Source organism: Acidovorax sp. ST3 (genome assembly GCF_003231145.1).
In the GTDB taxonomy this organism is placed as follows: domain Bacteria; phylum Pseudomonadota; class Gammaproteobacteria; order Burkholderiales; family Burkholderiaceae_C; genus Acidovorax.
On the sequence record NZ_QKVP01000001.1, the window covers coordinates 209,260 to 222,465 of the forward strand.

The 13,206-nt window shown below is 66.1% G+C and carries 11 protein-coding genes; 1 reads left to right on the top strand and 10 read right to left on the bottom strand.

Going from position 1 to position 13,206, the window contains the following annotated elements; genetic code table 11:
* Positions 1-41: 41 nt before the first annotated feature.
* From DNK89_RS00940 to gabT, 6 genes are all read right to left on the bottom strand, one after another.
* A complete protein-coding gene (locus DNK89_RS00940) occupies positions 42-1,538 on the bottom strand; it encodes an NAD-dependent succinate-semialdehyde dehydrogenase (protein WP_110958537.1) in 1,497 nt (498 codons plus the stop codon).
* A gap of 165 nt (positions 1,539-1,703) precedes the next feature.
* On the bottom strand, positions 1,704-2,522 hold the full coding sequence (locus tag DNK89_RS00945) for an ABC transporter permease (RefSeq protein WP_110958538.1): 819 nt from the start codon (positions 2,520-2,522) through the stop codon (positions 1,704-1,706).
* 41 nt (positions 2,523-2,563) lie between these two features.
* Positions 2,564-3,826 (bottom strand): ABC transporter permease, encoded by a 1,263-nt coding sequence (locus DNK89_RS00950; RefSeq protein ID WP_110958539.1) that lies wholly within the window; start codon positions 3,824-3,826, stop codon positions 2,564-2,566.
* A 174-nt stretch (positions 3,827-4,000) separates the two neighbouring features.
* Complete coding sequence (locus DNK89_RS00955) at positions 4,001-5,035, bottom strand: ABC transporter substrate-binding protein (protein WP_110958540.1); 1,035 nt, start codon at positions 5,033-5,035, stop codon at positions 4,001-4,003.
* Positions 5,036-5,134: 99 nt separating this feature from the next.
* Positions 5,135-6,232 carry an ABC transporter ATP-binding protein gene (locus tag DNK89_RS00960; RefSeq protein WP_110958541.1) on the bottom strand — a complete coding sequence of 366 codons (1,098 nt, stop codon included), beginning with the start codon at positions 6,230-6,232 and terminating at the stop codon, positions 5,135-5,137.
* 43 nt (positions 6,233-6,275) lie between these two features.
* Complete coding sequence (gene gabT, locus DNK89_RS00965; RefSeq protein WP_110959135.1) at positions 6,276-7,580, bottom strand: 4-aminobutyrate--2-oxoglutarate transaminase; 1,305 nt, start codon at positions 7,578-7,580, stop codon at positions 6,276-6,278.
* Positions 7,581-7,770: 190 nt separating this feature from the next.
* On the opposite strand from gabT, the gene DNK89_RS00970 reads away from it, so the two are divergent.
* Positions 7,771-9,189 (top strand): PLP-dependent aminotransferase family protein, encoded by a 1,419-nt coding sequence (locus tag DNK89_RS00970; protein WP_110959136.1) that lies wholly within the window; start codon positions 7,771-7,773, stop codon positions 9,187-9,189.
* 176 nt (positions 9,190-9,365) lie between these two features.
* On the opposite strand, the gene DNK89_RS00975 is transcribed toward DNK89_RS00970, so the two are convergent.
* The 4 genes from DNK89_RS00975 to DNK89_RS00990 all read right to left on the bottom strand — a co-directional run bounded on the left by DNK89_RS00975 (position 9,366) and on the right by DNK89_RS00990 (position 13,129).
* Entirely contained in the window at positions 9,366-10,040 is a 675-nt protein-coding gene (locus tag DNK89_RS00975; RefSeq protein WP_110958542.1) for a GntR family transcriptional regulator, read from the bottom strand.
* 67 nt (positions 10,041-10,107) lie between these two features.
* On the bottom strand, positions 10,108-11,130 hold the full coding sequence (locus tag DNK89_RS00980) for a TRAP transporter substrate-binding protein (protein ID WP_110958543.1): 1,023 nt from the start codon (positions 11,128-11,130) through the stop codon (positions 10,108-10,110).
* Between the two features lie 61 nt (positions 11,131-11,191).
* Positions 11,192-12,457, bottom strand: coding sequence for a TRAP transporter large permease (locus tag DNK89_RS00985; RefSeq protein WP_110958544.1), 1,266 nt, complete (start codon positions 12,455-12,457; stop codon positions 11,192-11,194).
* A gap of 36 nt (positions 12,458-12,493) precedes the next feature.
* A complete protein-coding gene (locus DNK89_RS00990; protein ID WP_110958545.1) occupies positions 12,494-13,129 on the bottom strand; it encodes a TRAP transporter small permease in 636 nt (211 codons plus the stop codon).
* Positions 13,130-13,206: the final 77 nt, after the last annotated feature.

Consider the following 13,206-nt stretch of genomic DNA (forward strand, 5'->3'; position numbering starts at 1 on the left):
GTGCAATCAGCTATTAAATTGATAGCTGATTACGCCGGTGCTCACTTGCCACTCAAGATGTCCCCCACGCACAGGTACTTGATCTCCACATAGTCGTCCATGCCGTAGTGCGAGCCCTCGCGGCCCAGGCCCGACTGCTTGACGCCGCCAAAAGGCACGTGCTCGGTGGCCAAGATGCCCACGTTGGCGCCGACCATGCCGTATTCCAGCGCCTCGGTCACGCGGAAGATGCGGCCCACGTCGCGGCTGTAGAAGTAGCTGGCCAGGCCGAATTCGGTGTTGTTGGCTGCGTCGATGGCTTCCTGCTCGTTCTTGAACTTGAACACCGGGGCGAAGGGGCCGAAAGTTTCCTCGCGGGCGCAGAGCATGTCGGCCGTGGCGTTGGCGACCACCGTGGGTTCAAAGAACTGGCCTGAACCCAAAGCTGTGAGCCGCTGGCCGCCCGCGACCACTTGGCCGCCCTTGGCCAGCGCGTCGTCCACGTGGCGCTGCACCTTGGTCAGCGCGGCTTCTTCGATCAGCGGGCCTTGGTTCACGCCGGCCTCAAAGCCATTACCCACCTTGGCCGTCTTCACCTTGGCGGCGAATTTGGCCACGAACTCGTCGTACACGCCTTCCTGCACATAAAAGCGGTTGGTGCACACGCAGGTTTGGCCTGCGTTGCGGTACTTGCTGGCGAAGGCGCCTTCCACGGCGCTGTCCACATCGGCATCGTCGAACACGATGAAGGGCGCGTTGCCGCCCAGCTCCAGCGACATCTTCTTGACCGTGGGTGCCGACTGGGCCATCAGGATACGGCCCACCTCGGTGCTGCCCGTGAAGCTGATGTGGCGCACCACGTCGCTCGCGCACAGCACCTTGCCGATGGCGATGGAGTTGTCGCTGTCGGCGGGCAGGATGTTGAACACGCCAGCCGGGATGCCTGCGCGGATGGCCAGCTCGGCGGCGGCCAGGGCGGTCAGCGGCGTCAGCTCGGCGGGCTTGATGACCACAGGGCAGCCTGCAGCCAGCGCGGGCGCGACCTTGCGCGTGATCATGGCCAGCGGGAAGTTCCACGGCGTGATGGCTGCACACACGCCAATCGGCTGCTTGAGCACCAGCAGGCGGCGGTTGTTGTCGAACTGGGGCAGGGTCTCGCCGTTGATGCGCTTGGCTTCTTCGGCAAACCACTCCACAAAGCTTGCACCGTAGACCACTTCGCCCTTGGCCTCGGCCAGGGGCTTGCCCTGCTCGGCGGTCATGATGCGGCCCAGGTCGTCCTGGTTGGCCATCAGCAGGTCGAACCACTTGCGCAGGATGATGCTGCGCTCTTTGGCGGTCTTGGTTTTCCAGGGGCCCCAGGCGGCATTGGCGGCGGCAATGGCGGCCTCCGCATCGGCCGGGCCCAGGTTGGCCACATCGGCCAGCTTGAGGCCTGTGGCCGGGTCGTTCACGTCAAAGCGGCTGCTGCCTGCGACCCACTGGCCGTTGATGAGGCCGTCGGTCTTGAGCAGGGTGGGGTCGTTCAGCAGGGCGAGGGGGGAGGTCTTCATGTCCATGGGAGTGCTTCCAGAAAGAGGGGCGTGACGAAGGAAAGACGAAAGGAAAGCCAGGCGCTAAAAAGCCAGATGCGTTTACCCGCAGGGCCGGGGTCTAGCCAAAGGCTAGCATGCCCGGACGCATTGCGTTGGTCACCAAGGTGGCAGCCACTGACAGCATGCCGGTCATGCGCGACGACCGCGCAGCCACTCCAGCGCCAGCAGCAGGCTGGTGGTGAACAGGATCAGCAGCGTGGCTACGGCGGCGATGGTGGGCGAGATGTTTTCGCGGATGCCGTTGAACATCTGACGCGGCAGGGTGGACTGGTCCGCCCCGGCCAGGAACAGCGTGACCACGACCTCGTCGAACGAGGTGGCAAACGCAAACAGCGCGCCCGAGATCACCCCCGGTGCAATCACTGGCAGCGTGATGCGGAAGAAGGTGTTCAGTGGCGTCTCGCCCAGGCTCAGCGAAGCGCGCACCAGGTTGTGGTTGAAGCCTGCCAGCGTGGCCAGCACGGTGGTCAGCACAAACGGTGCGCCCAGCGCGGCGTGCACGACGATGAGGCCCAGGTAGCTGTCGGCCAGCCCGAGCGGAGCAAAGTACAGGTAGGTGGCCACGCCCACCACGATGATGGGCACCACCATGGGCGCGATCAGAATGCCCATGAGTAGCCCCTTGAAGCGGAAGTCCGCCCGCGACAACCCCACCGCCGCCAGCGTGCCCAGCACCGTGGCAATCAGCGTGGCCGCAGGCGCCACGATGAAGCTGTTGCGTGTGGCGCGCGCCCACTCGGGGGATTCGAACAGGTTCTGGTACCACTTGAGCGACCAGCCGTGGATGGGGTAGGCGAGAAACGAACTCTCGGAAAACGACAGCGGCACCATCACCAGGATGGGGGCCAGCAAGAAGGCGAGTACGGCCACACACAGCGCGCGCACGGCCCACCAGCCGAGCTTGTCGGCCAGCGTGGCATACAGAGGGAAGGAGGGAAGGCGAAACATGGTCAGTGGCTTTCTGCGTCAGAAGATGGGTCCACGTGGGGTCAGCCCAGGCTCAACTCGGCCTTGCCAAAGCGCCGGTATACGCCATACAGCACCAGCGTGGCCGCCAGCAGCAGGGCGCCCAGCGCGCAGGCCATGCCCCAGTTCACTTCCACATTGGTGTAGCAGGCGATGTAGTAGCTCAGCATCTGGTCGTCCGCCCCGCCCAGCAGCGCGGGCGTGACGTAGTAGCCGATGGCCAGAATGAAGACCAGCAGCGCGCCTGCCCCAATGCCGGGGTAGGTTTGCGGCACATACACCCGGAAGAACGCGGCCACCGGCGAGCTGCCCAGCGACACCGCCGCGCGCAGGTAGGTGGGGGGCACGCTTTTCATCACGCTGTACAGCGGCAGGATCATGAAGGGCAGCAGGATGTGCACCATGGCAATGACCACGCCCGTGCGGTTGAACAGCAGCGCCAGGGGTTGCTCGATCAGGCCCAACCCCATCAGCCCCCGGTTGACCAGCCCTTCGGACTGCAGCAGCACGATCCATGCGGCCACGCGCACGAGGATGGAGGTCCAGAACGGCACCAGCACCAGAATCATCAGCACGTTGGCCGGGCGGGCGGGCAGGGTGGCCAGCCACCAGGCCAGCGGGTAGCCCAGCAGCAGGCACACCAGCGTGACCACCAGACTGATATGGAAGGTGCGCAGCAGGATGCCACCAAACGCGCGCTGCTCCTCGGGCATGCGTTCGATGTGGCCCAGTGCGTCGCGCTGCAGGTCCACCGAGGCAAGCAGGTAGTCGGGCGTCCAGCGGGCGCCGTTCTTGGCAATGGCCTGCCACAGCGGGGCCTCGGCCCAGCGCGGGTCCTTGTCCAGCAGCTGTGCGCGGATGGCGTCGGGCGTGCCCTCCATGGGCAGTGCGCGGTACGCGCCCATGATGAGCGAGCGCGCACCGGGCACTTCGGTGTTGAGCCGCCGAGCCAGCGCCCCGGCGTCGGAGCTGTCGGGCAGGCGGGCCAGGTCTTGCACCAGCGCGGCGTAGGCGGGTGCGCCGGGGGCGTCCTTGCGGTCCCAGCCGTCCAGCGCGCGCATGGTGGCGGGCAGGGCGTTGGCGACTTCGGGGTTTTCCACCGCGCGCTGCAGCAGCGCGGCAATGGGCACCAGCAGCGTGAGCAGCAGGAACACCAGCAGCGGCAAGGTCAGCGCAAAGGCGCGCCATTGGCGGCGCGACTCGGCGCGTGCCAGGGCCTGGCGCAGCGCGCCGGGGGGGCTGCCTTCGGGGGCAATGGCGTGGGGATGGGCCAGGGTGGCTTGCATGCGGGTGTCCTGCTCTCAGCGTTTCACAAGGGCATCTTCAAAGGGGCAACACAGAAGGCTTAGAGTGGTTAACAAAACTCAGCGAAGCGGTTCTGGCTAGGCGCTGTGTCGCAGGCAGTACGAGCAGTACGACAAGACACAGCAACGACGCCAGAAGAGTTTTGTTAGCCGCTCTTACTGCGTGGCCCAGGCGGCAAAGCGCTTCTCCAGCGCCTCACCCTGGTCGGCCCAGAAGCCCACGTTGAATTGCAGCGCTTCCTTGGCGTTGGTGGCCGAGGTGGGCAGGTCGTCCAGCACCTTCTTGTCCAGCGACGCCAGCGCCTTGCTGTTGGCCGGGCCGTAGGCAATGTTCTGCGCGTAGGCCGCTTGCTGCGGCGTCTGCATGGTGAAGGCGATGAACTTCACGGCCGCATCCTTGTTGGGCGTGCCCTTGGGAATGGCCCAGTAATCCAGGTCGTAGATGCCGCCGGGCCAGTAGATCTTGAGGTTGCGGCCTTCGCGGTTGGCGGCGTCGATCCGGCCGTTGAACACCGTGGTCAGCGCCACATCGCCCGCCACCAGGAACTGGGGCGCCTGGGCACCGGCCTCCCACCACTGGATGTTGGGCTTGAGTTCGGTCAGCTTCTTGAACGCGCGGTCGGCACCGTCCTTCGTGGCCAGCACCTTGTACACGTCGGTAGGCTTCACGCCGTCGGCCAGCAGGGCAAATTCGAGGTTGTAGCGTGCGCCCTTGCGCATGCCGCGCTTGCCAGGGATCTTTTTAGTGTCCCAAAAGTCGGCCCAGCTGGTGGGCGGGGTCTTGAGCTTGTCGCCGTTGTAGGCCATGACGGTGGACCACACAAAGATGCCCACGGCGCACTCGTGCACGGCGGCGGGCAGCAGGTCGGCTTTGGGCACGATCTTGCTGTAGTCCAGCTTTTCGTACAGGCCCTCGTCGCAGCCGCGTGCGGCGTCGGGCGATTCGACTTCCACCACGTCCCAGGTCACCTTCTTGGTTTCAACCATGGCCTTGACCTTGGCCTGCTCGCCGTTGTATTCCACGGCCACGATCTTGGTGCCCAACTTTTCGTAGGGCTCGTAGAACGCCTTTTTCTGTGCGTTCGCATTGGCGCCGCCAAAGTTCACAACGGTGAGTTGCTGCTGTGCAAAGCTGGGCAGGGTAACCAGGCAGGCAGCCAGGGATGCGCAGGCGATGAGGCTCTTTTTCATGGTGCAGATTTCCTTGGGTAGTGGAGGAACGGGAACGGGGATAGGACGGACAGGTGAACGGGACTGGTGGTGGGGGCGCAGCGGGGATGTGCAAGGCCCTCACACGGCGTAGATGCGCGTGGCAGCGGGCGGGAACTCCAGCAACACCTGGTCGCCCGGCTGCGCGTGGCTGGTGCCCAGGGGCGACAAGGCCCGCTTGACTGTGGCCGGCTCCTGCCCGTGGCCCAGCTCGCAGACCAGGCGCAGGTGGTCGCCGTAGTAAATGGTGCGTGCCACAGTGGCCGGGATGGCGTTGGGCCGGGGGTATTCGGACTGCGGGTGCAGCACGATGCGCTCAGGCCGCACGCAGGCCTGCACCCGCGCGCCCACGGGGGCCTGGTTCACGTTGATGCCGGGCAGCAGAAAGCCGCCGGGCATCTGGATGGCCGCGTTGGCCCCAGCGCCCTGCAGCGTGCCCGAGAGCACGGTGCTGTCGCCCACAAAACCCGCCACAAAGCGGTTGCTGGGCGTCTCGTACAGGCTCTCCACATCGGCCAGCTGCTGGATCACGCCTTCGTTGAACACGGCCACGCGGTCGCTCATGGTCAGGGCCTCGCCCTGGTCGTGCGTCACGTACACAAAGGTCACGCCCAGCTGGCGGTGCAGCTCTTTCAGCTCAATCTGCATGTGCTCGCGAAGCTGCTTGTCGAGCGCGCCCAAGGGCTCGTCCATCAGCACCAGCTGCGGGTTGAACACCAGTGCACGCGCCAGCGCCACGCGCTGCTGCTGGCCGCCCGACAGGCGCGCGGGCAGGCGGTCTGCCATGCCACCCAGGCGCACCATGTCCAGCGCCTTCTTCACGCGCTCGACCTGCTCGGCCTTGGGCACCTTGCGCACCGTGAGCGGGTAGGCCACGTTCTCGCCCACCGTGAGGTGGGGGAACAGCGCGTAGTTCTGGAACACCATGCCAAAGTTGCGCTTGTGCGGCGGCGTGCGCGTGATCTGCTTGCCGTCCAGCAGGATGTCGCCCGCCGTGGGCGATTCGAACCCCGCCAGCATCATCAGCGTGGTGGTCTTGCCTGAGCCGGAGGGGCCCAGCAGGCTCAGGAACTCGCCGCGCTGGATGTCCAGGTCCAGCGCGCGCACCACCAGCTGCTCGCCGTCGTAGGTCTTCTGCACGCCGGTGAAGCGCACCAGGGGTTCGGCAGGCTGGTTCATGGCGGGCGATGCCTGGTAGGTGGAGTGAAGGGCCGGTCGCATGTCAGTTCGTGGCCGCAGCCACGGCCTCCAGGCTGTCGGCCAGGATGGCCAGGCCCTCGTGCAGCAGCTCGTCCGAGGCGGTCAGCGGCACCAGGATGCGGATCACGTTGCCGTAGGTGCCGCACGACAGCAGGATCAGCCCGCGCCGCGCGGCCTCGGCCACGACCTGCTTGGTCAAGGCGGCGTCGGGGCGGCCCAGGTCGCCGTTTTCGAACAACTCAATCGCCACCATGGCGCCCAGGCCGCGCACGTCGCCAATGGCGGGCACCTTGGCCGCGATGTCTTTCAGGCCGCGCACCAGCAATGCGCCCATGTCCTGGCTGCGGGCCAGCAGGTTCTCTTGTGCAAACGCCTCGATCACCGCCAGCGCTGCGGCGCAGGCCACGGGGCTGCCTGCGTAGGTGCCACCCAGGCCACCAGGAGCGGGCGCATCCATCACATCGGCGCGGCCCACCACGCCTGCCAGCGGGAAGCCGCCCGCCAGCGACTTGGCTGTGGTGATCAGGTCGGGCGCCACGGGCCATTGTTCGCTGGCAAACCAGGTGCCGGTGCGGCCTGCGCCGGTCTGCACTTCGTCGGCAATCAGCAGGATGCCGTAGCGGTCGGCCAGCGCCTTCAGGCCGCTGATGAATTCGGGTGGGGCGACGTAGAAGCCGCCTTCGCCCTGCACGGGCTCGACGATGAAGGCCGCCACGCGCTCGGGCTCGATGTCGTTCTTGAAGATCAGCTCCACCGAATGCAGCGCCTGCTCCACGCTCACGCCGTGCAGCGCATTGGGGAACAGGGCGTGGTAGGTCTCGCCCGGGAACGGGCCGAACCCGATCTTGTAAGGCGCAACCTTGCCCGTGAGGCCCAGCGTGAGGTTGGTGCGGCCGTGGTAGCCGCCGGTGAAGGCGATTACGCCGGGGCGCTTGGTGTAGGCGCGGGCGATCTTGACGGCGTTCTCCACGGCCTCGGCGCCGGTGGTCAGCAGCAGGCTCTTTTTGGCGAACGCGCCGGGGGCCAGCGTGTTCAGGCGCTCGCACACTTCCACGTAGGGCTCGTACGCCACCACCTGAAAGCAGGTGTGGGTGTACAGGTCCAGCTGCGCCTTCACGGCGGCAATCACCCCAGCATGCAGGTGGCCGGTGTTGAGCACGGCGATGCCGCCGGCGAAGTCGATGAAGCGGCGGCCCTCCACATCCCACAGCTCGGCGTTGCGGGCCTTTTGGATGAAGAGGTCATGGGCCTGGCCCACGCCCCGTGCCACGGCGGCATGGCGGCGGGTGAGGAGGGCGGCGTTGGTGAAGTGGCGGTCTTGCTGCATGGTGGTCGGTGTGCTGGGTGACGAGGAAATGAAGGAATGGGGCGGATTCTGGAAGTCGCGCCACACACCGTCCATGTACAGCGCAGCGCTGTTTGGCGCGCACTGTGCAGGTCTAAAATCCTGTACAGGCAATCCCTGATTTGGTGTGCGCCAAGCCGGTGCACAATTCGCCTCCTTTTTTCCCCTCCTGATGCTCACTCTCAGCCCGGACCTGCAGACACCGCTGGTCAGCCAGATCGTTGATGGGCTGCGGGGCCTGATCGTTGGGCAGGTGCTCAAACCCGGCAGCAAGCTCCCGTCCATCCGCGCTTTTGCCGCTGCGCATGGCGTGAGCGTGTTCACCGTGGTCGAGGCCTACGACCGGCTGGTGGCGCAGGGCTGGCTGGTGTCGCGTGCCAACGCGGGCTTTTTTGTGAAGCGGCGGGGCGACGAAGGCGCAGCGCCCGGGGCTGGTGCGCCAGCACGGCCGGTGCCCCGTTTTGATGCGCGCTGGTACCTCAAACAAATTTTTGAAAACCGCAACCTGCCGATGAAACCGGGCTGCGGCTGGCTGCCGCACGACTGGCTGTTTGGCGATGCGGTCAAGCGCAGCATGCGCCAGCTGTCGTCCGACGGGCCCGAGCTGGACGGCTATGGCTTGCCGCACGGCCACATGGCCCTGCGCATGGTGGTGGCCGAGTCGCTGGCCGAGCACCACTTGGCGGTGGATGCCGACCAGGTGCTGCTGACCCAGGGCTCCAGCCAGGCGCTGGACCTGGTGGCGCGCCGCTTGGTCAAGCCCGGCGACGTGGTGTTGGTGGACGACCCCGGCTACCCCAACCTGCACTTCATGCTGCGCTTTGCGGGCGCGCAGGTGGTGGGCGTGCCGCGCACCCCCACGGGCTATGACCTGCCCGCGCTGGAGGCCCTGCTGGCCGCACTCCGGCCCACGGTGTTCTTCACCCAGCCGCGCCTGCAAAGCCCCACCTGCTCGATGGCGTCGGTCGCGCACCTGCACCGCCTGCTGCAGCTGGCCGAGCAACATGGTTTTGCGCTGGTGGAAAACGACATCTACGCCGACATGGATTCGACCGTGCGCCCCTCGCTGGCCAGCCTGGACCAGCTCAGTCGCGTGGCCTACATCGGCAGCTTCTCCAAGACCATTTCGCCCAACCTGCGCACGGGCTACGTGGCAGCGCGGCGCGATCTGCTGGATGAGCTGGTGCAGCTCAAGATGATCTCGGGCCTGACGTCCTCCGAGATCACCGAGCGCATCACCTTCGGCGTGGTGACCGATGGCCGCTGGCGCAAGCACCTCAAGTCGCTGCGCGAGCGCCTGGCCGAGGCGCACCGCGCGGTGGGCCGGCGGCTGTTGAACCTCGGGTTCGAGCTGTTCCACGAACCCGAGGCGGGCATGTACCTGTGGGCGCGCCACCCGGACCTGCCCGACAGCGCCGAGCTGTCAAAAGAAGCCACGGGCGCGGGCATCATGCTCGGCCCCGGCCAGCTGTTTCTGGTGGAGCCACGCCCCACGGGCTGGCTGCGCTTTAACGTGTCATTCAGCCAGGACGAGCGGCTGTGGCGCTTCTTGGAACAGCGCATCCTGCTGGGGCAGCAGGTGGCGGAATAGGGCGGTTCCATGCACTGAGAGCCCGCGCGCAGTCCCCTGCGGGATCGCACACAGCCTCTCTGAATGCGTTTTCAAGCCTTTTTGGCACCATGCGCTAGTGCGATATGGCTTGTTTGCTATCAAATATGTAGTGGGTGGGCAAGCTACCCCGCTTTCCTGGCCGGAGGGCCCGGCGCCTACCGGTCGATGATGCGCCGCGCAAACCGCTCCAGGTACTCCATCAGCTGCTCCGCCCCGGCCATGGCGTGCGCTTCGTCGCCGCTGGCAATGCCCTGGGCCAGCTGCAGGTGGGCGCGCGCGCCTTCCGACACCTCGCCCTCGTGCTGGTAGGCGTACCAGAAGCGCCTGCACTGCACGATGAGCGGCTGCACACATTTGACGGCCGAGTGGTTCTGGCTGGCCATGTGCACCACCACGTCCAGCGCGTGGTCGGCCTGCATGTAGTCGTCCAGGTGGCCGCGTGCGGCGGCTTCCACCATCTTCTCGGCGCACTGCACGATGGCCTGGCGCTGCGGTGCCGTGGCGCGGCGCGCGGCGCACGACGCGATCAGGCGCTCCAGCACGCGGCGGGTCTGGATCACGTCCAGGTGGTCGGCCAGGTCGATGTGCGACACCAGCAGCCCGCGCCGGGGCTGCTGCGCAATCAGCCCGATGGAGACCATGCGCAGCAGCGCCTCGCGCACGGGCGTGCGGCCCAGGCCCGTGCTTTCCACAATCTCGGCCTCCACCACCGGCGAGCCGGGCTGCAGCTGCAGGGTGGAGATCATGGCCTCGATGGCGTCATAGGCCACGTCGGCCGCGCGCCGTTTGGGCGCGGGGTCTCGCTGGGGGGATGCACTGCGGGTGGTCATGGGGAATAGGGTTGGAGCTGGCGTGGGGTCGCGGACCGCATCTTAGTGGCTCGCGAACTCCTCAACTTCAGCCGAGGCTGGCGCCCGCCTTGCGCAGCTCGGCAATCTGCGGCGCCTTGGGCAGCCACAGCTTGTCGAACTCCTGGATCGTGCTGTCGGGGTTGAACGCCGTTGCTGTCTTGAACGCGATGGACGTGCCCTTGAACTTCTCGATCAGCCCGGCCTCGGTAGTCACGATGTCGTTGATCTGTGCGTCGAGCGACTGGGCCACCAGCTTGCGGATGATGTCCTTGTCCTTGGCGTCCAGCCCTTGCCAGATGCGGCCGGAGACCAGCGGAGCAAACGGCATGAACAGCGCATTCATCTGCAGCAGCGTCTTGGCCACCTTGTCGAAGCGCTGGTTCCACGAGAACTCGATGTCGGCCTCCAGTCCATCGACCTGGCCGTTGCTCATCGCGTCGAACACCTGGGGCGTGGGGATGGGCGTGGGGGCGGCGCCCAGCATCTGATAAAAGTCGCGGTACACGGGTGTGGGGTTGATGCGCAGCTTCATGCCCTTGATGTCGGTGGGCAGGTTGATGTCCTTGGTGGAGAACACGGCGCGCATGCCGGTAATGCCCCAGCCCAGGCCGATGGTGCCGGTCTCGCGCGGCAGCACCTCCAGCAGCTTGGTGGCGGCGGGGTGCTTGACCAGCTTGGCCACGGCGGGCGTGGAGCGCACGAGGTAGGGGGCGTTGATGGCCGCGATGCTCGACACCCGCGAGCCCAGCTCGGCCGCCTGGATCCAGCCCATGTCCAGCGCACCGGACTGCAGCTGCTGCATCATCGCCGCCTCGTTGCCCAGCTGGCCCGAGTGGAAGACGGTCACACTCAGGCGGCCATCGGTTTCCTTCTTCAGCGCCTCGCCAAACTGCAGCGCGGCGCGGTTCCACGAGTGGCCTGCGGGCGTGATCAGGCCCAGGCGGAATTCCTTGGCGTCGGCCGCACGCACCAGGGCCGGAAAGCCCAGCCCCGTGACGGCGGCTGCAGCCACGGCGTGGCGCTGGATGAAGTGGCGGCGGGAGACTGGGCGGGCTGGCTGGGTCGTCATGGTGAACTCCGTGAGTGAAAGAACGTTGGGAGGGGACGGATCTGTCGAACGGCATGCCCCGCTACTTGAGCAGGCCGAGCGACAGGCTGGGGAACAGCGACAACATCACCAGCGCCACGCAGCTGATGATGAAAAACGGCAGGGTCACGATGAACATCTTTCCGGGCTTGGCCCCGGTGACGGCCGACGCGACAAAAAAGCTCAGGCCCACGGGCGGAGTCATCAGCCCCAACACCAGGTTGACGACGATCACCACGCCAAAGTGGCGCGGGTCGATGTGATAGACCTCGGTGGCAATCGGCAGCAGGATGGGGGCGGTCATGATGAGGCCGGGGATGCCGTCGATCACCGTGCCGATGACCAGCAGGATGACATTGGTGAGCAGCAGGAAGGTGACCGGGTCATGCGCCACCGTCTGCACCCAGGCGGCCACCATCTGCGGCACCTTGCCGTAGATCAGCAGCCACGAGAACACGGCCGCCGCCGCCACCAGAAACAGCACGATGGCCGAGTAGATCGCCGAGCGCAGCAGGATCGCGGGCATGGCGCTGAAGCGGAATTCCTTGGTCACATACCGGCCCACCAGGGCCGAGGCCAGTGCGCCCACGGCGGCCGATTCGGTGGGGTTGGCCACGCCACTCAGGATGGAGCCGACGATGATGATGGGGATCAGCAGCGTGGGGCTGGCCTGCACCACGGTGCGCGCGCGCTGGGCCAGGGTGCGTTTTTCGCTGCGCGGGTAGTTGTAGACAAACCCCATGAGCGCGATCACGACAAAGAACAGCAGCGTGAGCAGCACTCCGGGCAGGATGCCCGCAATCAGCATGTCACCCACGGCCACCTGGGCCAGCACGCTGTAGACCACAAACATCACCGAGGGTGGGATGATCGGCCCGAGCATGCCGCCATACACCGTGAGGCCCGCCGCAAAGGTCTTGTCGTAACCCTGCTTCTCCATCTCGGGCACCATGACCTGCGACATGATGGCCACCTGCGCAGTGGCCGAGCCGATGATGGACGACACCAGCATGTTGGCCAGGATGTTGACGTACGCCAGGCCGCCTTTGACGGACCCGATGAAGGCCATGGACAGGTCCACCAGTCGCCGCGTGATGCCGCCGCTGTTCATGATCTCGCCGATCAGAATGAACAGCGGAATGGCGATGAGACCATAGCTGTCCACCCCGCCGAACATCTGCATGGGGAAGGACTGGAACAGCACCGGGCTGCCGATGCTGAGGATGTACACCGCGCCCGACAGGCACAGGCACACGCCGATGGGCACACCCACCATCAAGGCGGCGAGGAAGAACAGGGTGGTGATCATGGTCGGGGCTCGGTGGGTTTGCAGGGGTGGGGGCGTTCAGTTCACGGCGTCGGCGTTGACCACATCAAAGCCTGCGTGCTGCACACGCTCTGCGGCGCCCATGTCTTCCAGCAGGTTGGCCAGCGCATGTACGCTGAAGGTGGCCGAGAAGATCGGCAGGATGAGCTGCAGCACCCAGGTGGGCCAGTTCAGCGTCTGGGTGCGCTCGGTGTAGAGGAAGTTGAAGCTCTCGGCCGCAAACTCCTTGGCATCAAAGCCGTAGCGTGCGATGCCGATGGGGTCCATCCACACCCAGCACATCACCAGCATGGCCAGGCCAAACAGCAGCACGCCCAAGGTGGCCACCACCTTGAATGCCCGGGCACCCCGCGCGCCGAGGTGGTCGGTCAGCATGGTCACGGCAAAGTCCATGCGCAGCCGCGTCATGACCGACGCGCCTACAAAGGTCAGCCACACCACGGTGTAGACCGCCGCTTCGTCCACCCAGTAGATGGGCATCCCGGTGTAGCGCGTGACCACGTTGAGCAGGATGAACAGCACCAGCAGCGTCATCAGACCGGTGAGCACCAGCCGCTCGGTGCGCAGGATGTGCGAGGACAGCGCCAGCACCCAGCGAACAGGTGCACGCGGCGTGGCAGGGGGTAGTGGGGCGAGGCTGTGGGTGGATGGCATGGTGCGGTGCTCTGGGTGCAAGGGGCGTGGGTAGGTGGCTTGGGGAGGTTGGATTTTTAATATCTGGTAGATATATT

What these genes read in the sequence shown, in the direction of transcription:
- DNK89_RS00970 (WP_110959136.1), top strand. Translation starts at nt 7,771, where the DNA reads ATGCTCACTCTCAGCCCGGACCTGCAGACACCGCTGGTCAGCCAGATC.
- gabT (WP_110959135.1), bottom strand. Translation starts at nt 7,580, where the DNA reads ATGCAGCAAGACCGCCACTTCACCAACGCCGCCCTCCTCACCCGCCGC.
- DNK89_RS00985 (WP_110958544.1), bottom strand. Translation starts at nt 12,457, where the DNA reads ATGATCACCACCCTGTTCTTCCTCGCCGCCTTGATGGTGGGTGTGCCC.
- DNK89_RS00940 (WP_110958537.1), bottom strand. Translation starts at nt 1,538, where the DNA reads ATGGACATGAAGACCTCCCCCCTCGCCCTGCTGAACGACCCCACCCTG.
- DNK89_RS00945 (WP_110958538.1), bottom strand. Translation starts at nt 2,522, where the DNA reads ATGTTTCGCCTTCCCTCCTTCCCTCTGTATGCCACGCTGGCCGACAAG.
- DNK89_RS00975 (WP_110958542.1), bottom strand. Translation starts at nt 10,040, where the DNA reads ATGACCACCCGCAGTGCATCCCCCCAGCGAGACCCCGCGCCCAAACGG.
- DNK89_RS00980 (WP_110958543.1), bottom strand. Translation starts at nt 11,130, where the DNA reads ATGACGACCCAGCCAGCCCGCCCAGTCTCCCGCCGCCACTTCATCCAG.
- DNK89_RS00955 (WP_110958540.1), bottom strand. Translation starts at nt 5,035, where the DNA reads ATGAAAAAGAGCCTCATCGCCTGCGCATCCCTGGCTGCCTGCCTGGTT.
- DNK89_RS00960 (WP_110958541.1), bottom strand. Translation starts at nt 6,232, where the DNA reads ATGAACCAGCCTGCCGAACCCCTGGTGCGCTTCACCGGCGTGCAGAAG.
- DNK89_RS00950 (WP_110958539.1), bottom strand. Translation starts at nt 3,826, where the DNA reads ATGCAAGCCACCCTGGCCCATCCCCACGCCATTGCCCCCGAAGGCAGC.
- DNK89_RS00990 (WP_110958545.1), bottom strand. Translation starts at nt 13,129, where the DNA reads ATGCCATCCACCCACAGCCTCGCCCCACTACCCCCTGCCACGCCGCGT.